The organism is Nocardia gamkensis NBRC 108242, assembly GCF_001612985.1.
GTDB classification, from domain to species: Bacteria; Actinomycetota; Actinomycetes; order Mycobacteriales; family Mycobacteriaceae; genus Nocardia; species Nocardia gamkensis.
Genome location: NZ_BDBM01000003.1, coordinates 314,595 through 339,799, shown reverse-complemented (window position 1 = coordinate 339,799; position 25,205 = coordinate 314,595). Strand labels below are relative to the sequence as shown.

General features: G+C 70.2%; 13 protein-coding genes and 1 pseudogene. 9 read left to right on the top strand and 5 right to left on the bottom strand.

Annotated elements, in window-relative coordinates:
• From NG1_RS03065 to NG1_RS03045, 5 genes and pseudogenes are all read left to right on the top strand, one after another.
• Positions 1-277: pseudogene (locus NG1_RS03065) on the top strand (amidohydrolase family protein); the annotation flags it as partial.
• A gap of 855 nt (positions 278-1,132) precedes the next feature.
• Positions 1,133-2,770 carry an apolipoprotein N-acyltransferase gene (gene lnt, locus NG1_RS03060; RefSeq protein WP_062967796.1) on the top strand — a complete coding sequence of 546 codons (1,638 nt, stop codon included), beginning with the start codon at positions 1,133-1,135 and terminating at the stop codon, positions 2,768-2,770.
• A 379-nt stretch (positions 2,771-3,149) separates the two neighbouring features.
• A complete protein-coding gene (locus NG1_RS03055) occupies positions 3,150-16,793 on the top strand; it encodes a non-ribosomal peptide synthetase (RefSeq protein ID WP_084498661.1) in 13,644 nt (4,547 codons plus the stop codon).
• Positions 16,790-17,782, top strand: coding sequence for an ATP-binding cassette domain-containing protein (locus tag NG1_RS03050; RefSeq protein WP_062967709.1), 993 nt, complete (start codon positions 16,790-16,792; stop codon positions 17,780-17,782). Before NG1_RS03055 ends, NG1_RS03050 begins: the two co-directional genes overlap by 4 nt.
• A gap of 89 nt (positions 17,783-17,871) precedes the next feature.
• On the top strand, positions 17,872-18,654 hold the full coding sequence (locus NG1_RS03045) for an ABC transporter permease (protein WP_062967793.1): 783 nt from the start codon (positions 17,872-17,874) through the stop codon (positions 18,652-18,654).
• Positions 18,655-18,724: 70 nt separating this feature from the next.
• On the opposite strand, the gene NG1_RS03040 is transcribed toward NG1_RS03045, so the two are convergent.
• Positions 18,725-19,060 carry an RNA polymerase-binding protein RbpA gene (locus tag NG1_RS03040; protein ID WP_062967707.1) on the bottom strand — a complete coding sequence of 112 codons (336 nt, stop codon included), beginning with the start codon at positions 19,058-19,060 and terminating at the stop codon, positions 18,725-18,727.
• 246 nt (positions 19,061-19,306) lie between these two features.
• Here NG1_RS03040 and NG1_RS03035 point away from each other — a divergent pair, with 246 nt between their 5' ends.
• Positions 19,307-19,627 (top strand): hypothetical protein, encoded by a 321-nt coding sequence (locus tag NG1_RS03035; protein WP_062967705.1) that lies wholly within the window; start codon positions 19,307-19,309, stop codon positions 19,625-19,627.
• Here the strand turns inward: NG1_RS03035 and NG1_RS03030 are convergent.
• Both NG1_RS03030 and NG1_RS03025 read right to left on the bottom strand, forming a co-directional pair.
• Positions 19,599-20,681 carry a hypothetical protein gene (locus tag NG1_RS03030; RefSeq protein WP_062967703.1) on the bottom strand — a complete coding sequence of 361 codons (1,083 nt, stop codon included), beginning with the start codon at positions 20,679-20,681 and terminating at the stop codon, positions 19,599-19,601. The two genes, NG1_RS03035 and NG1_RS03030, sit on opposite strands and share 29 nt — an antisense overlap.
• Positions 20,682-20,933: 252 nt before the next feature.
• A complete protein-coding gene (locus NG1_RS03025; RefSeq protein WP_157113832.1) occupies positions 20,934-21,644 on the bottom strand; it encodes a M23 family metallopeptidase in 711 nt (236 codons plus the stop codon).
• Between the two features lie 184 nt (positions 21,645-21,828).
• Between NG1_RS03025 and NG1_RS03020 the strand changes: the two genes are divergently transcribed.
• Entirely contained in the window at positions 21,829-22,149 is a 321-nt protein-coding gene (locus NG1_RS03020; RefSeq protein ID WP_040867126.1) for an ArsR/SmtB family transcription factor, read from the top strand.
• Between the two features lie 57 nt (positions 22,150-22,206).
• Here the strand turns inward: NG1_RS03020 and NG1_RS03015 are convergent, their stop codons facing one another.
• Entirely contained in the window at positions 22,207-23,193 is a 987-nt protein-coding gene (locus NG1_RS03015; RefSeq protein ID WP_062967701.1) for a glycosyltransferase family 9 protein, read from the bottom strand.
• A 213-nt stretch (positions 23,194-23,406) separates the two neighbouring features.
• On the opposite strand from NG1_RS03015, the gene NG1_RS03010 reads away from it, so the two are divergent.
• Together NG1_RS03010 and NG1_RS03005 are read left to right on the top strand one after the other, a co-directional pair.
• Positions 23,407-23,997 (top strand): HdeD family acid-resistance protein, encoded by a 591-nt coding sequence (locus NG1_RS03010; protein ID WP_062967698.1) that lies wholly within the window; start codon positions 23,407-23,409, stop codon positions 23,995-23,997.
• A 173-nt stretch (positions 23,998-24,170) separates the two neighbouring features.
• Positions 24,171-24,476: a hypothetical protein gene (locus NG1_RS03005; RefSeq protein ID WP_040871783.1), complete on the top strand. Its 306-nt coding sequence runs from the start codon at positions 24,171-24,173 to the stop codon at positions 24,474-24,476.
• Positions 24,477-24,625: 149 nt separating this feature from the next.
• On the opposite strand, the gene NG1_RS03000 is transcribed toward NG1_RS03005, so the two are convergent.
• Entirely contained in the window at positions 24,626-24,808 is a 183-nt protein-coding gene (locus NG1_RS03000; RefSeq protein WP_062967696.1) for a hypothetical protein, read from the bottom strand.
• Positions 24,809-25,205 lie beyond the last annotated feature (397 nt).

Sequence of the window (25,205 nt, the reverse complement as noted above, 5' to 3'; positions counted from 1 at the left end):
GTCCCCGCGCGCCGCGTTCGCAGCGGCCACCCGCGGCGCTTGGCGCGCGGGAGGCGTCCGCGATGGGGTGGCGGGCACCCTGGTACCCGGCGCGCCCGCTTCCTACGCGATCTGGGATACCGGTGAACTCGTCGTCGCCGCGGCCGCCGATTCGGTACAGCGCTGGTCCACCGACCCGCGGTCGCGCGTGCCGGGGTTGCCCGCGCTCGAACCGGACGCACCGCTGCCCACGTGCCTGCGTACCGTGCACCGGGGAGTGACGATCTATGCGCGATGAGCGGGCGGTCGCGGAGCCCGCGACGGCTCCCGGCCATTCGGGGCCCGGCCTTCGAGTACGTGAACTCGGCCGGACATTCCCGTCTTGCTTTCCCTCTACCGGCTCGAGGTCGGCCGAACGGCGGACGCCGTCTCTCCAGCCGACGACCGCCGGGCAGCCGGCGTCCAACCCGGAGCATGCGTGGAGGACAGTCACGGAAGATGGAGTCCGCCGTGCGGAGTGCGTTCGCTCGGGCCGCCACCTGTCCGCCGCGGTGCGATACCGCACGAGGGCCGGCATGGCACTGAGTGCCAGATTGATGGGGTCGCGCAAGAGCGGCGGTGCGAGCGCGGACGGGACTGCGCGGCAGCGGCCTCGTTCGTTCGAGTGGAGAATTCACCCGACGCGAATTCGGGCTACCGATCCGCTGGTTCCGGCCGGAAAATGCCGGTTTGTCGGGCGGAGTGCGACCAGGAAGCCGACATCGTGGCAGCGGCGGTTAACGATTCGGTGGCGGGTGACGATTCTCAGGTGGACGCCCGACTACCCGGATACGGTCGTGGCTCGCGTAGTTCTGCGCCGCGCTCGGGTCGAGCCGGTCGTGCGGCGTGAGATCGCCGCCGGTCCGACTCGGTCCGACCGGTGCGCCGAGGGGAGCCCGGCCGGGCTGCTTGTGGCGGCCTTGACTTTTCGTGTGACGAACGCCACATCATCTCGTCGGTCGGAGTTTGCCGAGCGGCGATCCTTCGGTGGGGTGCGTCCGGCTTCGTGCCGGTCGGTCCAACGGCGGTCGGCGGCTGACCGGCGCTCGCCGGTCCGATGGCGGGCAGTGGCCGCGTGATGGTGCGAGAGCGAGCGCTCGGGACGGGGCGGCAGATGTCCGCGGTGTTACGCGGGCATCCGGTGACGGCGCGCTCGGTGGCGGCGATCGTCGCGGGACTGCTGCTGTTCGGCAGTTTTCCGCCCAGGCCGTGGTGGTTTCTCGCGCCGCTCGGCGTCGCGATACTCACCTTCGCCGTACGCGGCGACGGTCGGCTGCGGGCGGGCTTCGGCTACGGATTCCTGGCCGGACTGGCGTTTTTCGTGCCGCTGCTGCCGTGGACCGGCATTTACGTCGGGCCGCTGCCGTGGCTGGCGCTGTCCCTCGCCTGCGCGCTGTACCTGGGCGTCTTCGGCCTGCTCGGCCGGCTCGTCGGTACGTTGCCCGGCTGGCCGCTGTGGGTGGCATCGGCATGGACGGCGGCCGAATGGGGTAGATCCAGCTTCCCGTTCGGCGGGTTCCCGTGGGGGCGTTTGGCGTTCGGTCAGGCCGACGGTTGGTTCCTGTCGCTGGCAGCGGTCGGTGGCGCCCCGCTGGTCGGGTTCGCGGTGGCGCTCACCGGAACCGCTACGGCGGCGTCGGTCGCGCTGCTCCAGTCCTCGCTTACCCCCGCAGGCAGGCGCGAAACCGGCGCTGACGAGACCGGTCCGCTCGGACCGGGCGCCGCGCGTTGGCCCGCGACGCGACTCGGATACGCCGCGGTTATTTTCGCCTTGCTCGTCATGCCGCTCACCGGTTTGCTGCTGCGATCCGCGCTGCCCGATCCGGACGTCGGCGTCCGAACGGTCACCGTAGCGGCGATCCAGGGCAGCGTGCCGCGCCTGGGGCTGGACTTCAACGCGCAACGGCGGGCCGTGCTGGACAACCACGTCCGGCGCACCGAAGAACTGGCCGACGAGGTGGCGGCAGGCCGCGCGCCACGCCCCGATGTGGTGATCTGGCCGGAGAACTCCTCCGACATCGATCCGCTGCGCAATACCGACGCCGCCGCCCTGATCACCGCGGCCTCCGAGCGGATCGGCGCGCCCATCCTGGTCGGTGCCGTGCTGATCAACCAGGACCGGACGACGACCAACTCGGTGATGGTCTGGAACGGTGCGGCCGGCCCGGGTGAGCGCCACGACAAGAAGATCATCCAGCCCTTCGGGGAATACCTGCCGATGCGGAGTTTTTTCCGGCTTTTCTCCGAATACGCCGATCGGGCCGGATATTTCGTTCCGGGAAATGGTGACGGAGTTGTGCACGCGGCGGGTATCGACATCGGTGTCGCGACGTGCTATGAAGTGGCCTTCGACCGGTCGTTCGAGGACGCGCTGCGCGCGGGTGCGCAGTTGCTCACCGTGCCGACGAACAACGCGACCTTCGGCGACAGCGAGATGACTTATCAGCAACTGGCCATGTCTCGCATCCGTGCCGTCGAGCACGGCCGAGCGCTGGTCGTCGCGGCCACTTCGGGGGTGAGCGCCATTATCAGCGCCGACGGCACTATCCGGCAGGAAACCGCGTTATTCGTGCCCGCCGCTTTGGTCGCGGAGCTTCCGTTGCGTGGCGACACCACTCTCGCAACGCGAATAGGGCCTGCGCCGGAGCGGATTTTCGTTATTCTGACCGCTGCCGCCGCGCTGGCCGCGGTCGCTCGGCGGCGAGCTGCGCGCAGGGCCCGGCCGACGCCCGGTCTTGTCGGCGAACGCTAAATTTTTCCCCGCCGACCGGACGTTAACCGAACATTCGGTATGTTCTTGCCCCCATTGTCCCGGAAGTGAAGGTGCGTAATTAAGTTGCGCACTGTTCGCCAGACAACGTAGGCGCTCCTCGGGGTACCATCGAATGGTCTGGTCAGGGCCCGTTTTGCTTCGGATCGACCTAGTTGAGTCGCAATGTTTGCGGAAATGTAACCAACCAAAGTGGCCTTCTGCCAAGGACGTTGGATGTGACACAAATCCAAAACGTCGGCAATCCGGTTGATGCGACGCTCCGAATCATAGGGCGTGGATCACGTCCTACAGCTGGCGCGCGCGCTTGCTGGGGTGGTGCTCGGGGAGTTGCGTCAACAGCGGCAGAACGGAGTGATTGATGAGTTCATTGGCCACGGATCGCGTCGACCAATGTTCATCCGGCGAATTCTCTGCACAACCGTTTGCTCTGTCACCCGCACAGACTGCCCTCTGGTACGCGCAGCGCATTCGCCCCGACGTACCGTTGACGATCTCCCAGTACGTCGAGATACACGGCGACTTGGACGAGGGTCGGCTGCTGTACGCGATCGAGCGATTCGGTGCGGAGACCCAGGTGGGTCAAGTTCGCATGGTGGAGATAGATGGCACTCCGTATCAGATCGTGGACCCGGTGCACCGGCCGGGCTGGGTCCGCATCGACCTGCGTGGCGAGGCCGATCCGTACGCGGCGGCGCTGCGCTGGATGCACGAGCACACGAGTTCGCCCATCGATCTGGAACGCGACCCGCTGACCTCCAACGCGGTTCTGCGGATCGGAGACTCCGACTACCTCTGGTACTCGTTCGCCCATCACATCGTCATCGACGGCTACGGCGCGATGAACGCGCTCACCCGCACGGCGGAGATCTACACCGCGCTGGAGAATCGGACCGAGCCGGTCGCCTCCAGGGCGACCTCCCTGGCCGAGATCTACGCCGACGAGGCGCGCTACCACGACTCCAGCCGTTTCCAGAACGATCGCGAGTACTGGCTCGGGCAGCTGTCGGGCGTGGGCGAGCCGGTGAGCCTGGGTGGCGCCCGCCTCGGCACCATCACCCATGACGCGGGCCGCAGGCTGGCCACCGCCGTGCTGGGCGAGGACCACCATGCCGCGATCGAGGCGGCGACCAGCGCGTGGAACACCACCGACTCGGCGGTGTTCGTCGCCGCGCTGGCCGCGTACGTGCGGTCGGTGACGGGCAACTCGGACGTGGTCCTGAGCCTGCCGGTGTCGGCGCGCACCACGGTGTCGCTGCGCCGCTCGGCGGGCGTGATCTCCAACGTCGTGCCGATCCGGCTGCGATTCGACGAGGCGACCACGATCGGTGACCTGGTGAAGGCGGCCGAGTTGCAGATCACCGGCGCCTTACGTCATCAGCGCTACCGCCACGACGACATCCGGCGCGACAGCGGCTACTCCCGTGACGCGCGCGGATTCTTCGGCCCGATGGTCAACCTGATGCTGTTCCACGACGAACTGCGTTTCGGCAGCCTGGTCGGTTCCATGCACGTGCTGGCCACCGGCCCGGTGGAGGATCTCTCGGTCAACGTCTACAACGGCGCGGGCGGCCGCCTGCACGTCGACTTCGAAGCCAACCCCCGCCTCTACGGCGAGGCGGAAGTGAGCGTGCACCATGCGCGCTACCTGGACTTCCTCGGCCGGTTCCTGGCCGCCGATCCGCTGTCGGCCGCCGAGTCCCTCGGCGCGATCACGCATGCCGAGCGGGAACAGGTCCTGCACGGCTGGAACGCCACCACGGCGCCCCGGCAAGACGGCACGCTCGCGAGCCTCTTCGCCGAGCGCGTCGCGTCGGATCCGGACGCGGTCGCGCTCGAATTCGGTGCCGAGGCGCTGACCTACGCCGAACTCGACGCCCGCGCCAACCGCCTGGCCAGACTGCTGATCGCGCGCGGCGCCGGACCCGATACGACGGTCGGTCTGTGCCTGCGCCGCAGCCTCGACCTGGTGGTCGGCATGTACGCCATCGTCAAGGCGGGTGCGGCGTACCTGCCGCTGGACACCGAGCATCCGGCCGAGCGGATCGGGCAGATCGTGCGTCAGGCCGAACCGCTGTGCGTGCTCACGGCGGCCCGCGACGATGTCGAACTGCCCGCGACCGTCACCCGGCTGGAGATCGACACCGCCCGGGTCTCCGGATTCGACGACGCGCCGATCACCGACGCCGACCGCAGGGGCACACTGCGTCCCGATCACCTCGCCTACGTCATCTTCACCTCGGGATCCACCGGAAAACCCAAGGGTGTCGGCGTAACTCATGCCGCGATCGTCAACCGGCTGCGCTGGATGCAGCACGAGTATCCGCTCACCCCCGGTGACGCGGTGCTACAGAAGACCCCCGCCACCTTCGACGTCTCGGTGTGGGAGTTCTTCTGGCCCTTGCAGATCGGCGCTCGATTGGTGATTGCCGCCCCGGACGGGCACCGCGACCCGGCGTACCTCGCCCGGATGATCTCCGAAAAAAGAATCACGACAGCGCATTTCGTGCCGTCCATGCTATCGGTGTTCGTCACCGAGGCCGATCTGAGCGGCTGCGCCTGCCTGCACCGGGTGTTCTGCAGCGGTGAAGCGCTGCCCGCCGCCACCGTGCGGGAGTTCTACGCGGCGTTACCGGCCGCCGAACTGCACAATCTGTACGGCCCGACCGAGGCCGCCGTGGACGTCACCTACTGGGCGTGCCCGCCCGACGCGAGCGTCGTGCCGATCGGCTCGCCGGTGTGGAACACCGAGACCTATGTGCTGGACGACCGGTTGCAGCCCGTCCCGCCCGGCGTGGTCGGCGAACTGTATCTCGCCGGCGTCCAGCTGGCCCGCGGCTACCTGAGGCAACCGTGGCTGACCGCGGACCGCTTCGTGGCCGATCCGTTCACCCCGGGTGCCAGGATGTACCGCACCGGTGACCTGGCGCGCTGGCAGATCGGCCGCTCCGGCGGCGAGCCCGGTGTGCTGGAATACCTGGGCCGCAGCGACTTCCAGGTCAAGATCCGTGGCCTGCGCATCGAGCTCGGCGAGATCGAGGCCGCACTGCTCGACGACCCGAAGGTGGCTCGCGCGGTGTGCGTGGCGCACACCGGACGCACCGGTGACGAGCTGGTCGCCTATGTGGTCGCGGCGAAGCACGAGGACGACGACGCTCCGCTGGACACGGCGGCGCTGCTGACCGCGCTGCGGCACACACTGCCCGGGTACATGGTGCCCTCCGCGCTGATGGAACTCGACGAGCTGCCGCTGAGCGCCAACGGCAAGATCGATCGCAAAGCGCTGCCCGCTCCCGCGCCGAGCGTGCGGTCGATCCGGCCGATCGCCGAGCCGCGTACCGAGGTGGAGCGGGTCCTCGCGGGCATCTTCGCCGAGGTGCTCGGCACCGAGGTCGGCGTCGAGGACAACTTCTTCGATCTGGGCGGCAACTCGCTCATCGCCGCGCGGGCGGTGTCCAGGATCAACGCCGCGCTCGGCACCGCGCTGACCATCCGGGATCTGTTCGAGGCCGCGACGATCGACGCGCTCACCCGTCGCTTCGCCACGCAGACCGCCGACGTCTCCTCGCCGCGGCTGGCGCCCGCCGAACGACCGGAGCGGATCCCGCTGTCGCAGGCGCAGCAGCGGCTGTGGATCCTGAACCGGTTCTCCGAGCATGCCGCCGCGTACAACATGCCGCTGGCGGTGGCGGTGGAGGGACCGCTGGATGTGGCCGCACTGCGGGCGGGCCTGGTGGACGTCATCGAACGGCACGAGAGCCTGCGCACCACCTTCCCGGAGTCGCCGGACGGGCCCTACCAGCTGATCCACCAGGCCGAGGCGATCCCGCTGACGCTCGACCCGATCGATGCGGCCGAATCCGATGTGGCGGAGCTGGCGACCGAATTCGCCGGGTACGGCTTCGATCTGCGCCGCCAGGCCCCGATCCGGGTGGCGCTCTACCGCACCGGTCCGCAGCGGCACGTCTTCCTCATCGTGCTGCATCACATCTGCGGTGACGGGTGGTCCATCGCACCGCTGGCCAAGGACCTGATGACGGCGGTGGCCGCGCGCGCGAACGGTGTCGCGCCGCAGTGGACCCAACTGCCGGTGCAGTATGCCGATTTCGCGCTCTGGCAGCGCGAACTGCTCGGCGACGAGTCGGACCCGGGCAGCGCGCTCAGCAGGCAGCTCACCCACTGGCGCTCGGCGCTGGCCGGCCTGCCCGAGCAGCTCGACCTGCCGCTGGATCGCCCGCGCCCGCTACGCAGATCGACCGTCGGCGGCCGGGTCGAGTTCGCCATCCCGGCCGAGATCCGCCGGGGCGCGATCGAACTCGCGGCCAGCCGGGGCGTGAGCATGTTCATGGTGCTGCACGCGGCGCTGGCGACGTTGCTGTCGCGGCTGTGCGCGAGCGAGGACATCGCGATCGGCACCCCGATCGCGGGCCGCTCCGATCCGGCGCTCGACGACCTGGTCGGCATGTTCGTCAACACCCTCGTCCTGCGCACCGCGGTCGACCCGGCGGTCGGATTCGACCGCATGCTCGACGTGGTGCGCGAGACCGATCTCAACGCCTTCGCCAACGCCGACGTGCCGTTCGAGCGGCTTGTCGAGGTGGTCAACCCGGAGCGTTCCCCGTCGCGGCACCCGTTGTTCCAGGTGATGCTGTCCTACGACCACGCGCCGGACCTGCGGATCGATCTGCCCGGGGTGCGCGCCGAAGTGCTGCCGATCGCTTCGGACGTCGCCAAGTTCGATCTGCAACTGGTCGTCCACGACGACTCGGGCGACGGCCCGCTGTCGGCCGAATTCGGCTACACCATCGATGTTTTCGACCAATCCACGGTGCAGTCGTTCGCCCGCCGGTTCATCGCGGTGCTGGCGGGCGGCGTGGCGGCCCCGGAGCTTCCGGTGGGCGACCTGCCGATCCTGGACCGCAGGGAAACCGAGAACCTCGTGCCCATCGCGGGCGCGCCGGCCGAGCCGCCGATCACCTTGGCCACCTTGCTCACCGCCACCGCGCGCCGGCTGCCGGACGCGGTGGCGGTGCGCTACCTCGGCGCCGACACCACCTACCGCGAACTCGACGAGCGCTCGAACACGCTGGCGCGCGCCCTCATCCAGCACGGCGCCGGGCCCGAGACGGTCGTCGCGATCGCGCTGCCGCGCGGTCTCGACGCGATCACCGCGATCTGGGCCGTCGCCAAAACCGGTGCGGCCTATGTGCCCGTCGACCCGAACTACCCGAGTGAGCGCATCGCGCACATGATCGGTGACTCCGGCGCGATGCTCGGCCTGACCGACCCCGATTGCCTGGCGGCCCTGCCCGCCTGGCCCTCACGGGGCAAGCACCGCAAGGGTCAGGCCGACTGGCTGGTCCTGGGCTCCGGCGAACTGACCGCGGAGTCGTCGGGCCGCCCGGCGGACCCGATCACCGACGACGAGCGCCACCACCCGATGCGGGTGAGCCACCCGGCCTACCTCATCTACACCTCCGGGTCCACCGGCATGCCGAAAGCGGTCGTGGTGACCCACGCGGGCATCGCGTCCCTCGCCGCCGAGCAGAACTACCTGTTCGGCATCTCGGACGCGGCGCGTACGCTGCACTTCTCCTCGCCCAGTTTCGACGCCTCGGTGCTGGAGATGCTGCTCGGCTTCGCCGCGGGCGCCACTATGGTGATCGCCCCCTCGGGCATGTACGGCGGCGCCGAGCTGGCCACACTGCTGCGCGATGAGCGGGTCACCCACGCCTTCGTCACACCCGCCGCGCTGGCCACCGTGCCGAACGAGGGCCTCGACGAGCTGGAGACGGTCATCGTCGGCGGTGACGCCTGCTCGGAGGAGCTCGTCGAGACCTGGACCGCCGGGCATCGCATGCACAACATGTACGGTCCCTCGGAGGCCACCGTCGCGGCGACCGCGAGTGGGCCGATGGAGCCGGGCCGCCCGGTGCCGCTCGGTTCGCCCGTCCGCGGCATGCGACTGTTCGTGCTGGACAACCGTTTGCACCCGGTGCCGCCGGGCACGCCGGGCGAGTTGTACGTGTCGGGCCCCGGCGTCGCCCGCGGCTACCACGGACGTTTCGCCCTGACCGCGCAGCGGTTCGTGGCCAACCCGCACGGCAGGCGCGGGGAGCGGATGTACCGCACCGGCGATCTGGTCGTCGTGGAGCGGACGGGGCAGCTGCGGTTCCTCGGACGCGCGGACGACCAGATCAAGATCCGCGGCTTCCGCATCGAACTGCGCGAGATCGACAACGTGCTGCGCCTGCATCCCGGCATCCGGTTCGCGCTCACCGTGGTGCACACCGACGAGCAAGGTCAGGTACGGCTGGCGTCGTATGTCACGGCCGACCGGCCGGTCGAGACGCGGGCCGTGCTGGAGACCGCGCGCAGGCAGCTGCCCGGCTACATGGTGCCCGCCTCGGTGGCGGTGCTCGACGAGATCCCGGTCACCCCCGCGGGCAAGCTGGATCGAAAGGCGTTGCCCGCGCCGGTGTTCGCGGCCGCGGGAACCTCCCGGCCCCCGAGCACCGCGCTGGAGCTGGGCGTGGCAGGGGTGTTCGGCGGGGTGCTCGGACGCCCGGTCCTCGGAGCCGAGGACAGCTTCTTCGATCTCGGCGGCAACTCGCTGCTGGCCACCCGGCTCGCCGCCGCGCTGCACGCGGAGTTCGGTGTGGAGCTGCCGGTGCGGTCGATCTTCGAGGCGCCCACGGTCGCCGGGATCGCCGGGCAACTGGACCGAGCGCCCCGGACGCAGCGGCCGGCGCTGGCGGTGCGGACACCGCGTCCGGGACGTATTCCATTGTCGCTGCCGCAGCAGCGTTTGTGGTTCCTCAACCGATTCGCGCCCGAATCGAGTGCCTACAACATCGCTTTCGTGATCCGCGTCGCCGGTGATCTCGACGTGCCCGCACTGCGCGAAGCGCTCGCCGATGTGCTGCGGCGGCACGAGGTGCTGCGCACCGTCTTCCCGGAGGACGCCGAAGGCGCCCAGCAGGTGGTTCTGCCGGTCGAGCGCGCACTGCCGGAGGTGGCGGTCACCGACATCGACGACTCCGGCGCGAAGGCCGCGCTGGAAGCGCTGGCGCACACCGGGTTCGACCTCACCGGTGAGCCGCCCCTGCGGCTGTCGCTGCTGCGCACCTCGCCCGAGCGCTACCTGCTCGGTGTCGTGCTGCACCACATCGCGGCCGACGGCTGGTCGCTCGGCCCGCTGACCGGGGACCTGGCCGCCGCCTACGCGGCACGGCACGAGGGCGAGGCGCCGTCGTGGACGCCGCTTCCGGTGCAGTACGCCGACTTCGGACTCTGGCAGCGTGCCTGCCTCGGTGAGGAGAGCGATCCGGACAGCGCCGCGGCGACCCAACTGGAGTACTGGCGCACCGCGCTGGCCGACCTCCCCGATCAGCTGCCGCTGCCCTATGACCGGCCGCGGCCCGCCGAACCGACCCAGCAGGCCGGGACGGTGCGTTTCACGGTGCCGGAACAGGTGCAGCGCGAGCTCGCCGCGCTGGCCCGCGAGCGCGGCGTCAGCAAGTTCATGGTGCTGCGTTCGGCCTTCGCGGTGCTGTTGCGCTGCGTCACCGGTGGTCGCGACATCGTGATCGGCACCCCCGTGGCGGGGCGCACCGACACCAAGCTCGACCGATTGGTCGGCATGTTCGTGAACACGTTGGTGCTGCGCTCCGACGTGGATCCGGACCGCAGCTTCACCGACCTGCTGCGCGCGGATCGGGACACCGAGCTGGCCGCGCTGGCGCATGCCGACATCCCGTTCGAGCGCATCGTGGACGAATTCGGCGCCGAAGCCCGCTCCTCGGGCAGGCACCCGCTGTTCCAGGTCGCGCTGAGCGTGCAGGACGGTCCGGCGCCGACGCTGGAACTGCCCGGTCTCGCACTGCGCGCGGAGCCGCTGGACATCGCGTCCGCGAAGTTCGATCTGGAGCTGCGCGTCGCGAACGACACCGGCCGACCGGGGTCCATCGCGGGCGAGGCGGACAGCGTTTTCGAATTCGTCTACGCCGCAGAGCTTTTCGACGCGATGACGATCGAGACGCTGGCGGACCGATTCTTGCGCGTGCTCACCGCCGTCACCGACGACCCGCGCGTGCTGATCCGCGACGTCGACGCGCGCACCGACCACGAGCGCCGCACCCTCGCCCCCGCGCGGGGCGGCCCGGCGGTCCCGCCGTGCACGCTGGCCGAGTACTTCACCGCGACCGCGCAGCGGTATCCACACCACACTGCGCTGTGCGCGGGCACGACGTCACTCACCTATGCCGAGCTCGACCGGCGCTCGAATCGCCTGGCGCGCGCGCTGATCGCGCGCGGTCTCGGGCCGGGGACGCGGGTGGCGCTCGGGCTCATCCGCTCGATCGACTCGGTGGTGACGATGCTGGCGGCGGCGAAGTCCGGCGCGGCGTTCGTCCCGGTCGACCCGAAGTACCCCGCCGACCGCATCCGGCACATGCTCGCCGACTCCGGTTGCGCGACCGGCGTCGCGATCACCGCGCATGTGGAGCACCTGCGCGAGGGCGCCCCGGCGGGGCGCGGCATCGAGTGGTTGCTGCTGGACCGCCCCGAGTTCGCCGCCGAACTCGAAGGCCACGACGACGCGCCGATCCACGACCACGAGCGTTCGCGCACCATCCAGGTGGCCGATCTGGCCTATCTGATCTACACCTCGGGGTCGACCGGAACGCCGAAGGGCGTCGCGGTGACCCACAGCGGCCTGGCCAACCTGGCCGACGAGATCCGCGACCGCATCGGCATCGACGAGCATTCCCGCACACTGCACTTCGCGACGCCGAGTTTCGACGCGGCGATCCTGGACCTGCTGATCGCACTGGGGGCGGGCGCGGCGATGGTGATCTGCCCGACCGACATCTACGGCGGTGACGAGCTGGCCGCGCTGATGGAACGCGAGCGCGTCTCGCACGGCTTCATGACCCCGGCCGCACTGGCCACGATCGACCACGAACGCTGGCCGCTGCCGCATATGCGGGCGCTCATGGTCGGCGGCGAGGCGGTGGCGCCGGACCTGGTGTCGCGGTGGGCGCCGGGGCGGGTGATGTGCGATGTGTACGGGCCCACCGAGACCACGGTGGTCATCACCATCTCCGGCCCGATGCGCGTCGGTGATCCGATCACCATCGGCACCCTGGTGCGGGGCGCCCGGGCATCGGTGCTCGACGAACGGCTGCGCCCGGTACCGGTCGGCGTCCCCGGCGAGTTGTACCTCTCGGGGCATGGCGTCGCGCGCGGGTACTTCGACCGATTCGGCCTCACCGCGACGCGTTTCGTGGCCGATCCGCACGGCCCCGCCGGCGCCAGGATGTACCGGACCGGCGACGTAGTGCGCTGGAACGCCTCGGGCGAGCTGGTCTACCTCGGGCGAAGCGACCACCAGGTGAAGCTGCGCGGTTTCCGTGTCGAACTCGGCGAGATCACCGCCGCGCTCGGCGAACACCCGTCGGTGCGATTCGCGCACACCGAGGTGCGCCGCATCGCGGGCGCCGACCGGATCATCGCCTTCGTCCAGCCCGCCGACCGCGCGGCCGGGGTGGACACCGAAGCGCTGCGCGCCTTCGTCGCGCGCAGGCTGCCCACGCACATGGTGCCCTCCGGTGTCACCGTGCTGGACACCATCCCGCTCACCCCCGTCGGGAAGCTGGACGTCAGCGCACTGCCCGAGCCGCAGTCCGTCGGCGATTCGACCGGTCGTGCGCCCCGGACCGACGCGGAGCGCTTGGTCGCCGCTGTGATGGGCGAGTTGATCGGGGCCGAGGGCGTGCACGCCGACGACAACTTCTTCGACATCGGCGGTAACTCGTTGCTGGCGACCCAGCTCGTCGCGCGGCTGGCCGCCGCGACGAACGTGCGGCTCGCCGTGCGCGCCGTGTTCGCCACGCCGACGGTCGCCGAACTCGCCGAGCTGCTGGACACGGGTGCCGCGTCCGACGCGGACCGCCCCGCGCTGGTGCGCAGGGAACGCCCGGAGCGCATACCGCTGTCGGCCGCGCAGCGGCGGCTGTGGTTCCTCAACCGGTTCAACGCGGGCGGATCGAGCGGGGGACAGTCGGCGGGCGCCTACAACATCCCGCTCGTGCTGCGCATGACCGGCGATCTGGATGTCGGCGCGCTGGTCTCGGCGCTGCGTGGGGTACAGATCAGGCACGAAACCCTGCGCACGGTGTTCCCGGAGACCGACGGCGCACCCGCCCAGGTCGTGCTCGACCCGGCCGAGGCGGCGATCCCGCTGGCGCGGATGACCGCGCATCCGGAGGAGATCGAGACCGCCGTACGGCGTTTCGTCGCACCGGGCTTCGATCTGGCCACCACCGTGCCGATCCGCGCGGCGCTGATCTCGGTGCCGACCGGCGCCGACGAACCGGCGCAGCATGTTCTCGTCGTGGTCGTGCACCACATCGCGATGGACGGCTGGTCGCTCGAGCCGATGGCCGCCGACGTCGCGGTGGCCTATCGCGCGTCCTGCGGCGGCGGCGCGCCGGACTTGCCGGAGCCGGAGGTGCAGTACGCCGACTACACACTGTGGCAGCAGGACGTGCTCGGCAGCGAGGACGACCCGGACTCGGCGGTCAACGCGCAGCTGGCCTACTGGCGGGAGGCCCTGGACGGCATCCCCGAGTTGCTGACCGTGCCCGCCGACCGCCCGCGACCGCCCGCTCCGTCCTACCGGGGCGGCACGGTGGAGTGCGCGGTGGACCCGGTCACCCACCGCGAGTTGCAGACGATCGCGGGGAGCAACAACGTCAGCCTGTTCATGGTCCTGCACGCCGCGCTCGCGGTGCTGCTGCACCGGATGACCACCACCGACGACATCACCGTCGGCACCCCGATCGCGGGCCGCGGTCATCCCGCGCTGGACCGGCTGGTCGGCATGTTCGTCAACACGCTCGTGCTGCGCACACGGATCGACCCGGGCGCCCGGTTCACCGACTTGCTGCACGCGGTGCGCGAAACCGACCTGGACGCCTTCGCCCACGCGGACCTGCCGTTCGAGCGTCTGGTGGAGGTGCTCAATCCGGCCAGGTCCCAGGCACACCATCCGATGTTCCAGGTGATGCTCTCGGTCCGCAACGAGCCGGTCGGCGGACTGGACCTGCCGGGGATGCGCATCGAGGCCGCCGACATCGACACCGGGATCGCGAAGTTCGATCTCCAGTTCACCCTGACCGAAACGCAGACCGCGCACCGCGATCCGGCCGGCATCACGGTGTCGGTGAACTACGCGCGGGATCTGTTCGACGAGCCGACCGCCCAGCGGCTCGGCAAGCGCCTCGCCCGGCTGCTCGCCGCGATCGCCGCGAACCCGACCACCCCGGTGGGCGATCTGGAGCTGCTCGACCCCGCCGAGTGGTCGGGGCTGGCTCCGGTACGCGGAGGGAAACCGGACCGGCCGATCACCTTCCCCGAGGTCTTCGAGCAGGCCGCGAGCGTCGATCGCGCCGCCGTCGCCCTGGTCTCCGACGGTACCGAGGTGACCTACGACGCCCTGGATCGCTGGACCAACCGGCTGGCGCGGGTGCTCATCGCCCGTGGCGTCGGCCCGGAAACCCTGGTGGCACTCGGTATCCCGCGATCGATCGAATCGGTGGCGACGGTGCTCGCGGTGGCCAAGGCCGGGGCGGCGTTCGTACCGGTCGACCCGTTGTACCCGCAGCAGCGCATCACGCACATGCTGTCGGATTCCGGTGCTGCGCTGGGTATCACGCTGGCGGGTTACCGCGGCGAGCTGCCCGAGGGCACGGAGTGGATCGTGCTCGACGATCCGGCCTTCCGCGCGCGGGTGCTCGACGCGCCGGACGCGCCGATCGCCGACACCGAGCGCCTCGCTCCCCTGCGAATCGACAACCCGGCGTACGTGATCTACACCTCCGGCTCCACCGGCACACCGAAGGGCGTGATGGTCACGCACGGCGGATTGTCGAACTTCGCCGCCGAGACCGCCCACCGGTTCGACGTCCAGCCGGGATGCCGCGTACTGCACTTCGCCACCCCGAGCTTCGACGCCGCGATGCTCGATCTGCTGCTGTCCCTCGGCGGCGCGGCGGCCCTGGTGATCACGCCCGGCGGCGTGGTCGGCGGCGACGATCTGCGGCAGGTGTTCGCCGCGGAACGGATCACCCACGCGTTCATCACCACCTCCGCTCTCGGCACGGTCGACCCCACTGGGCTGCCCGAGTTGCAGCACGTGCTGGTCGGCGGTGAAGCGCTGCCGCCGGACCTGGTGACCAGGTGGGCGCCCGGCCGCAGCCTGTACAACGTCTACGGCCCCACCGAGACCACCATCGTCACGGTCATCTCCCAGCCGATGACACCCGGCGAGCCGATCACCATAGGCGGGCCCATCCGTGGCGTGAACGCGGCGATCCTGGACGCGCGGCTGCATCCGGCTCCGCTCGGGGTGACCGGTGAACTGCACCTGGCCGGTGACGCGCTGGCCCGCGGCTACCTGAACCGTCCGGGATTGACCGCACAGCGGTTCGTCGCCAATCCGTTCGGCAAGCCGGGGGAGCGGATGTACCGTACCGGCGATCTGGTGCGCTGGTGGGCAGGGTCGCGCGACCACGGGGCGGCGGTGGATGCCGCGCCGGAGATCGAGTACGTCGGCCGCACCGACCATCAGGTCAAGATCCGCGGCTTCCGCATCGAACTCGGGGAGGTCGACGCCGCGCTCGCCCGCCATGGCGAGGTGGCGTTCTCGACCACCATCGGGCATCGCACCCCGGCCGGCGCGACCGCGCTGGTGTCGTATGTGAAGCCACGCGACGGGGTGACGCTCACCGCGGCCGAGTTGACCGCGCACCTGACCGGATTGGTGCCGAACTACATGGTCCCGCAGTCGATCATGTTGCTCGACGAGGTGCCGCTCAGCCCGGTGGGCAAGCTGGATCGCGCGAAGCTGCCGGAGCCGGTGTTCACCGCGGGCGAGGGCTACCGCGCACCGTCCACCCCCGCGGAGGAGGCGCTGTGCGCGGCCTTCGCCGAGGTACTCGGTGTGGAGTCGGTGGGCGTCGACGACGGCTTCTTCGAACTCGGCGGCAACTCGCTGCTGGCCACGAAAGTGGTCGCGCATGTGCGGGAGACGGGCATCGATCTGCCGGTGCAGTTGATGTTCGGCGACGCGACGCCCGCGGCGATCGCGGCGCGGCTGGACGGGGCGGACGCGTCCTCGGGCAGCGCCGTGGCGGCGATGCTCGCGCCGGTGCTGCCGATCCGGCCGAGCACCGCGGCGAGTCAGGCGCCGCTGTTCTGCGTGCATCCGGCGATCGGATTGGCATGGTGCTACTCGGGGTTGCTCGCGCACCTGCCTGCGGACCGGCCGGTCTACGGCTTGCAGGCTCCGCACGTCGCGGGGGAGGACAGCTACGAGTCGATCTCCGAGGCCGCCGGTCACTACGTGGCCGCGATCAAGCAGATCCAACCGGAGGGCCCCTACCACTTGCTCGGCTGGTCGCTCGGCGGGCTGATCGCCCACGAGATGGCGGTGCAGCTGCAAGAGGCGGGCGAGGAGGTCGCCTTGCTGTCGATGATGGACAGCTACCGGCTGTCGGACGAATTGCTCGCGCACGCGACCCCGAGCGTCGCCGAGATCGTCGGAGAATTCGGCAACGACGACCTCGATGGCGAGATCGATCCGGACATGAGTCTGCGGGACGCGGCCGAATTGCTGCGCGCCCGGTCCGGGCCGTTCGCGGCGCTGACCGTGGAACATCTGGAGCGGCTCTACGCGGGCTACGAGAACGGCACCGTGCTCGCGCACAGTTTCCGGCCCCGGCCGTTCGACGGCGATTTGCTGTTCTTCACCGCGGGCGACGACCCGGTCAACCGGAACGACCCCGACCGGCGCGCCGACGCCTGGCAGCCGCACGTCACCGGTGCCGTCCATGACCACGAGCTGCGCTGCGCGCACTCCGCGATGACCACCCCGGACGCGCTGGCGGTGATCGGGCCGGTGCTGCGGAGGTGGCTGGAGACGAAGGAGGCGCCCAGGTGAGCTTCGCGGTGGAGGTAACCGGTCTGGTGAAGAACTACGGCCGGGTCCGCGTGCTGGACGAGGTCGACCTACGAATCCCCACCGGTACCGTCATGGGCCTGCTCGGCCCGAACGGCGCGGGTAAGACGACGACCGTGCGGATCGTCACCACGCTGCTGAAACCGTCCGCCGGGTCGGTGCGGGTAGCGGGGATCGACGTGCTGCGCGATCCCGCGGCGGCGCGCAAACGGATCGGCCTGTCCGGCCAGTACGCCGCCGTCGACGGCAACCTGTCCGGCTACGAGAACCTGCGCATGGTGGCCCGGCTGTACGGGATGTCCCAGCGCCAGGCGTCGGCGCGGGCCACCGAACTGCTCGGCGTCCTCGGGCTCGACTACGCCGCGCACCGCAGGGCCGGAACCTACTCCGGTGGCATGGCCCGGCGGCTCGACCTCGCCGGTGCGCTGGTCGCCCGGCCCGCCGTGGTGGTGCTGGACGAGCCGACCACCGGTCTGGACCCGCGCGGCAGGCTGGACATGTGGCGGGTGATCGGCGAGCTCGTCGACGACGGGACCACGGTGCTGCTCACCACGCAGTATCTCGAAGAGGCCGACCTGCTGGCCGACCGCATCACCGTCATCGACCACGGGCGGGTCATCGCCCGCGGCTCGGCCGACGAGCTGAAGACCTCGATCGGTGGCGACCGCCTCACCGTCACTCTGGCCGCCGGGCAGGCCGCCGAGCCCGCGCTGGTCGTACTGGCGCAGATCGGCGTCGGCGAGCCCGGCCACGAGGCGGGCTCCGACGAGGTGTCGGTGGTGGTCGGCGACGGTTCGCGCACCATGGTGGAGGCACTGCGCAGGCTCGACGACGCGGGTGTCTGCGTGGTCGACGCGAATGTGCACCGGCCGAGCCTCGACGACGTATTCCTTTCCCTCACCGGCAAACCGGGAAGCGCGCCCGCCACGGAACCGGAGACCGACGACGTACAAGAGGAGATCATGTCGTGAGCACGGCAATGGTGGGGGAGGCCAACCCGAAGGCGGAGCCGGAGCCGAGAAAAGCCGCCGCGCAGCCGAATTCCGCTCCGCGCCTGCGGCTGTTCCGGGACAGCGCGATCGTGGCCCACCGCAATCTGCTGACCATCCTGCGCGTGCCCACGCTGCTGGTGACCGCGACGATCCAGCCGCTGATGTTCGTGTTCCTGTTCGCCTACATCTTCGGCGCCTCACTGGGCGGGGGCCAGTACCGGGAATTTCTGCTCGCGGGCATCTTCACCCAGACGGTCGCGTTCAACGCCGCGTTCACCACGGTCGGACTGGCCGGGGACCTACAGAAGGGCATCATCGACCGGATGCGGGCGCTGCCGATGTCGCGGCTGGCCGTGCTGATGGGCCGCACGCTGTCGGACCTCGTGGTGAACATCCTGAGCCTAGCGGTGATGGTCGGATGCGGGTACGTGGTGGGCTGGCGCATCCACGGCAGCGTCGCCGATGCCGTGCTGGCGTTCGCGGTGATCCTGCTGTTCGCGTTCGCGATGTCCTGGATCGGCGCGCTGACCGGCTTGCTGTCACCGACCGTCGAGGTGGCACAGAGCGCCGGGCTGATCTGGCTGTTCCCGCTGACGTTCATCTCCTCGGCGTTCATCTCGGCCGAGACGCTGCCCGGCCCGCTGCGCACGATCGCCGAGTGGAATCCGATCACCGCGGTCTCGGCGGCGGGACGCAAGCTGTTCGACAACGACTCGCCGCCCACGTTCGTCCCGCCCACCGGCTGGGCCGCCGACCACTGCGTCGAATACGCGGTGGCCTGCTCGGTGGCGATCCTCGTGGTCGCCGTGCCGCTGGCGCTGCTGCGCTACCGCAAGGTGGCCAGTCGCTGACCGGCGTGCGAGACACGAACGGCCGCCGCATCCGACGATGCGGCGGCCGTTTTCCGTGAAGCGCGGACCGTCAGGCGCGGCGGCGGGTCTTGAGCAGTTCGAGGCGCTCCTTGAGCAACTCCTCGAGCTCCTCCTTGCTGCGGCGCTCCAGCAGCATGTCCCAGTGCGTGCGCGGCGGCTTGACCTTCTTGGCCTCCTGGCTGGTGCCCTCGATCAGCACGCCCTCCTGGCCGTTGCGGCACAGCCAGGTCGGCGGGATCTCGGCGTCGTCGGCGAAGGGAACGTCGAATTCCTCGCCGTTGTCGGTCCGGTACCGGGCGATCCGACGCGGAGCCAGGTCGTGGTCGCGATCGGTCTCGTAGCTCACCGCTCCGAGCCGACTGCCTCGGAGTACGCGATCTGCCATGGTGTGCCTCTCCCTGTGTGCTCGAGTCTTCGTGCGCTGCGACCGTGTCCGCACGAGTGCGCGGGGGCACCCGCCGGACCTTACGTACAACGATCGGGCCTGCGCCGATAGTTCCCGACGCGGCCGCGGTGAACCGTTCCATTGTAGTGCCCGCGTCGCGCAGGCCTCGCCACGCCCGATGCCGGGTGATTCGCGGCGGGGGTCGCTGAGCGGATCGCGGGTGGCGAGCGATTAGTGTTCTGCGTCATGTCGCGCCGCTTGTCCTGCCAGTGGTGTGGGCGGGAGATCGTGGAATCGGAGGCCGGCCGTCGTCGCCGGTACTGCCGCCAGTCCTGTCGCCAACGCGCCTACGAACACCGCAACAGCTTGAAGGGAACCGGAATTCCCGACGACGCGGTTGTGCTCAGTGCCCAGGAGGCCGCCGACCTGGCCGATCGCTGGTTCGCGGCCCGCTGCGCCGCCGAGGACGTCGCCACCGCCATCGGGGAGGGTGCGACGCCCGAGGAGCTGGCCGTGCTCGGCCGGACTCTGGTCGCGCTCACCCGTGAGGCGGAACGTCTGCGCTGACCGGTCCCGCTGTCGTGCGGCGGTGCGCGGCTCCGGGGTCACGGTGGCGGAGGTACACCGCACCGAGCAGTGCTCCGACGGTCGCGACGAGCCCGCCTGCCGCGAGCCAGGTGGCCAGGTCCGGGTGGGCCAGGGACTGAGCGCGCATCGCCTGCCAGAAGACCAGGGCCAGCAGACCGGCGTATCCGGCCGCGAGCACACCCACGACGGCCGCGCGGGCGCGTTCCGTACGCAGCCAGCGGTAGCGCGGCGCGAGCCAGGCGAGGGTGACGGCCACCACCAGCAGCACCTGGATGCCGTGCAGCCCGACGAAGTGCGGAACGCGCAGGTCACCACCGACGGTGCTCCAGTGCGTGATCGGCATGCCGCCCATGGCGTCGCGCGGCGCGAGAGCGCCCGGATCGGCGACGACCGTGTGCCCGGCGGCCAATTCGACGATCCGCCCGGCACTGTCGCGCACGAGCTGCTTTCCGGTGAAACCCATCAGGTAGCCCAGCGCCATGCCGACGACGGCCAGCGCCAGGCCTGCGTGGATGGCCCGTGCCGTCGGGCGGTCCACCAACCGCTGCCAGGCCAGGATCAGCACGATGAGCAGGTTGGCGAGGAACAGGCCGGGCACGCCGGAGGCGAAGACCACCTGACCGATCGAGTTCACCGGGTCGTCCTCGGTGTTGAAGTGGCTGAATGTGCCGCGGGCCGCCTGCAATACGATGAAGCCGACGTCGATGAACCCGGTCACCGCGAACACCGTGCCGAGCCACCAGGTGGCGCGGCTCCCCTTGTGCGGCAACGACAGCAGCCACGCCAGGGTGAGGCTGTAGAGGAAGAACGCGAGGCCGAACTTCATCGGCTTGAGCCAGACCGACTCGCCGAGCAGTTCGCGGTCGTCGACCGCCATCGCCGCGAGGGAGAACAGGACGAGCGCGGCCATCGCGGCCACCGTGCCGAGCAGTGGTCGATGCAGCCGCGCGCCCATCGCCGCCTTCGTGCTCGGGACCGACCGCGGCGCTGGCGACCCGTCCTGGGCCACGGCGACGAAACGTGTTGTGGACATGGACCGAAAGTAGGAATCGCGCACGCTGTGTGGCGTCCCGCCGCGGCGCTATTCGCGTCTAGTACTTCGGTACCGGGTCGCTCTCGCGGTCGCTACCGCAGGGGCGGCGGAACCAAGTGCCGCAGCGGGTCTCGAGGGCGAGAGAAAAAAGTCGGGCCGCGAACGCGTCGTTGCGTTCGCGGCCCGTCGCGGGCGACGGCACTGTCGCCGAGTTCATTCGCGAGCCCTCATGTCCCGCGAGAAGGATCGGGATCAGTCCTCGGGTGCATGCCCGACGTTGATGCCGCGCTCGGCCAGCCAGGGCTGCGGATCGATCTTCACGCCGTCGGGCAGATGGACTTCGTAGTGCAGGTGCGGGCCGGTGGAGTTGCCCCGGTTGCCGACCGTCGCGATGACGTCGCCCGCGCGGACCGGCTGGCCGACGTCGACGAGGATGTCGTTGACGTGGCCGTAGACGCCGACGGTGCCGTCGTCCTGTTGCACGCGCACCCACAGACCGAAGCCGGAAGCGGGGCCTGCCTCGATCACGACGCCGTCGGTGACCGTGGCGATCGGCGCGCCGAGCGGGTCACCGAAATCCAGGCCGGCGTGCATCGCGCCCCAGCGAGCGCCGAAATTCGAGGTGAGCACACCGGCGACCGGGCGGACGGTCTTCGGGCGGGTGAACTCCTGCGCGGCGCGGTTCGGATCCCAGGGCACGGGCGCAGCCTGCGGCGCGGGGTTGTCGGGCGGGGTGAAGAGGGCGAACTGCGCTGTGCCCTCGGCCGGCCGGATCTCGCCCGACGCGATCTTCCCGGCGACGAGCCGGGCGGACGCGTCGGTGTCCGAGTCCTGCTGTGCAGCGGCGATGATGCCGAAGGAGGCGGTGACGACCGCGGAGGCGGCGACCACTCGGGTGAGGGTGCGGTCGCGGCGTAATCGGGTCACGCCGCGACGGATCGGTAACGGAAAGGTCACGGGCATGGAGTCGAACGTACGGTAGCTGGCGCACCGGTCCGCTATCTTGTGGCAACCATCACCGGCGGTAAAAGCCCAGCTCGACGGTCACGGCGAGGTAACGACATGCGGTCGTTACTCGCGCGAGCTGGGGATATGACGCCTTTCCCAGGAGTTGACCGGTGAAACGCCGGACGCCCACACTGTGTGAGTGGCGACTAATGGAGTTCAGGCCTTGACCGCGCTCGCGGACCCGACCCGCCGCGCGATCTTCGAGGCCTTGCCGCAGGCCGCGCGCTCGGTCGGTGAACTCGCGCACGAAGTCGGTGTGACCAGTTCGGCGGTCTCCCAGCATCTGCGTGTGCTGCGCGACGCGCGGTTGGTCATGATGCGGCCGGAAGGCAACCGGCGGCTGTATTCGCTGGATCCACGCGGCCTCGCCGACGCCCGCGACTACCTGGAGCAGTTCTGGCCGAGTGCGCTCGCTTCCTATTCCGCGGCGCTCAGAACCGCCGCGACGGCGGAAGCCTGACCGCGGAGGAACCGGGCGCCGCGATCGGCTCCCCGAATGGCGTCGGGGCGGCGGCGGTCAGCCGACGCGCCGATAGGCCGCCTTACGGCGGTCGGAGCCCGTGCCGGGCCAGTTGCGCTTGCTCAACTGCTTGTCGACGGCATTGATCACTTCGGTGACCCCGATCTGCAGCAGACCCGGGTCGGGGGTGTCGGCGTCCGGGTCGCCGACGTGGCCGGTCCACAGCACCGCGTGCCGGCCGAGCAGGTGCGCGGGCGGACCGGCCCGCCGGGGCGGGGTGGGGCCGAACAGCAGCACGGTGCGGGTGCCGAACGCCGTGGCCAGGCCTACGACCCCGGTGTCCCCGCAGATCACCAGGGCGGCCTCGGCGACGGTGGCGGCCAGATCGATGAGGTTCTGCTCTCCGGCGAGTACCCGGCCGACGGGCAGCCCCGCCCGGGCGGCGATGCCCAGCGCGAGCTGGCGTTCGTACTCGTCGCCGGTGATGACCACTTCGCGCCCGAGCATCAACAGGTGCCGGACCACCGCGGCGAAACGATCAGGCGGCCAGCGGCGGGCCGGTGCGCCCGCGCCGACGTGCACGACCACGCAGTCGCGGCGGCTGGTCGTCGACACCGGTGGAACCAGTCCGAGATTGCGGCGATCCGCTCCGATGCCGCCGTATTCCAGCAGATGACACCAGCGGTCCACCTCGTGCATGTCGGGCTCCCATTCCGGGCCGGACAGCTCGGGGAACGCGGCGTTGCGAAAGGAGAGGATGCGTCCGGGCCGGGTCTTGGACAGCGCGACGATGCTTTCGGCGCTCGCGCCGTGCAGGTTGACCGCCAACTCGGGGGGAGGCGCGTCCCAGCGAAGGTTGCCCGGATCGGTGGTGGGCGCCAGCGCGTCGACCGAGGCGATCAGATCGACGATCGGCTTCAGTCGCTGCGGGGCCGCCAAAACGATGCGATCGTGCGGTTTGGCCCGGCGCAGTGCGCGTAGAGCCGGGACCGCGGTGAGTAGGTCACCCAGCCCACGCGCCTGCAACACGAGCAGAACCGCCACCCTCTTCTCCTAGCCACCCGAGTCTCACCGAACCCCGACCCACCCGTTCACCCCCGGGGGCGCCAACGAAGAGTCACTTAGGGATGACTACCCGACCGCCAGGGCGGCGAAACGTGAACTCCGGGCAACGCCGCGGTACCGGCCTATCCAGCATGTTGCGGCCCCCTCGGCAAATAGCCAGGAAACGTAGGGAGCGAGCTATAGCATCAAGGTATGACGACAAACAGCGTGGTAGAGGGTCCCCTGCAGTCTCTTGCCCGCCGTGCGTGGCAAACCATTCTGCTCACCGGCATTCTGGCGGTGATCCTCGGCATCCTGATCCTGGCCTGGCCGGACATCACTCTGCTGGCGGCAGGCATCATTTTCGGCGTCTACCTCGTGGTCACCGGTTTCCTGCAGCTGATCGCGGCTTTCGGAGCGCCGGGCGGCGCCGGCCTGCGGGTGCTGTCGTTCGTCATCGGGGTGCTGTCCATCGTGGTCGGCGTCTTCTGCTTCCGCGACGAACTGGCCTCGATCCTGCTGCTCGGGTTGTGGATCGGCATCGGCTGGCTGTTCCGCGGGATCGCGCTGCTGGTAGCCGCGATCTCCGAACCCGGGATGCCGGGGCGCTGGTGGCAGGTGTTCTTCGGCGTCGTGACCGCGGCCGCCGGCGTCGTGCTGATCGTCTGGCCGGTGCGGTCGGTGGCCACGCTCGCCGTTCTGGCGGGGGTGTGGCTGATCATTCTCGGCATCATGGAGATCATCGTGGCGTTCGGGGTTCGCAAGGACACCGCGGCGGTCGGCGCCGCGCACGCCGCCGCCTGATCGCGGAAACGCTCGGCCGGGTGCTACCTGCGCCCGCCCGGGCGATGTCGTGTCTCCCGGCGTCTCGACCAGCACGGTTCCGTCCCGCTGGAACTCGTGACAGAATCACAGGCGCATTTTCACGAGACGTCGGCTTCGGGGTTGGTCGACATCGAAAAGAACTGGAGGCACGAATGATTCGTACTGCTGGGTTTGTCGGTGCGCTGGCCCTGGCGGGGGCCGCGGCCATGCTGTCGGCGGGGACGGCGCAGGCCGCGGTCGGAACGCTGTCGATCAACGGTGAGCTGCACGCGGATCCGGTGGGCTGCTTGAACACCGACGGCACCTTCTACACCACGTTCCAGATCACCGTCGTCAACAGCACCGATCGTGCCGTCACGCTGTACTCCGGCCGGGACTGCACCGGCTCCGTGGTCGGCGAGCTGCCGGTGGAGAAGATCGGCTACCTGCCCAAGGGCGGCAGCGTCTCCGTCAGCTGACGGGTGACCGAGGTGGCGGCCGAGGCGGGACACCGCCTCGGCCGCTTCCTGCTGTTGTGACCCGGCCGCGTGAACACCGCTTCGCCGCCTGATCGCCCGAACGCGCGGACGGCGCCGATCCGGTGTTCCGGATCAGCGCCGTGTTCCGTTCAGCGCGTGCGCGGCCAATCTCCCGCGCTCGGCACCGCGGACTCCGCGGTCGCCCGCGCCGGAATCGGCGCGGTGACGGCCGCGCGGCGACGGCCGCGCGGATCCCACACCATCGCCGTTGCCGCTGTGCCCAACAGGACGGCGACGATCATCGCCACAACGCACCACACCAACACTGCCATGCCTCCCGGGCATCACCCATCCGGCTGACAGACTGCGTTGGCTTACCAAGGCGGACAGTTGTTTTCGAGTCGTGCACAGTATCGCCCGAGCGAGTGGCCTACGCGAGTCGACGGTGACCGCCGCGCGCCGCGACCGAAGGCGCCATCGACGTCTGCCCGGCCCATCGCACCAGCGCGGACGCCGGTTCCTCCGTGCGGCACGCCTCCGGTGTAGTCGGCACAGGAGACGAGGATCACGGCGCGCCAATGGTGGCCTGGTATGTGGGCCGGGTCTCGGTCACCCGGCGTCGCACCCGTTCGGTGCGCGGCGCGGATGTCCACCATCGGCGCGGCGACCTGGTGCCGCCACGTCGTCGGGGCCGTCGACCACCACGTGCGCCGGCAAGCGTGCAGCCTG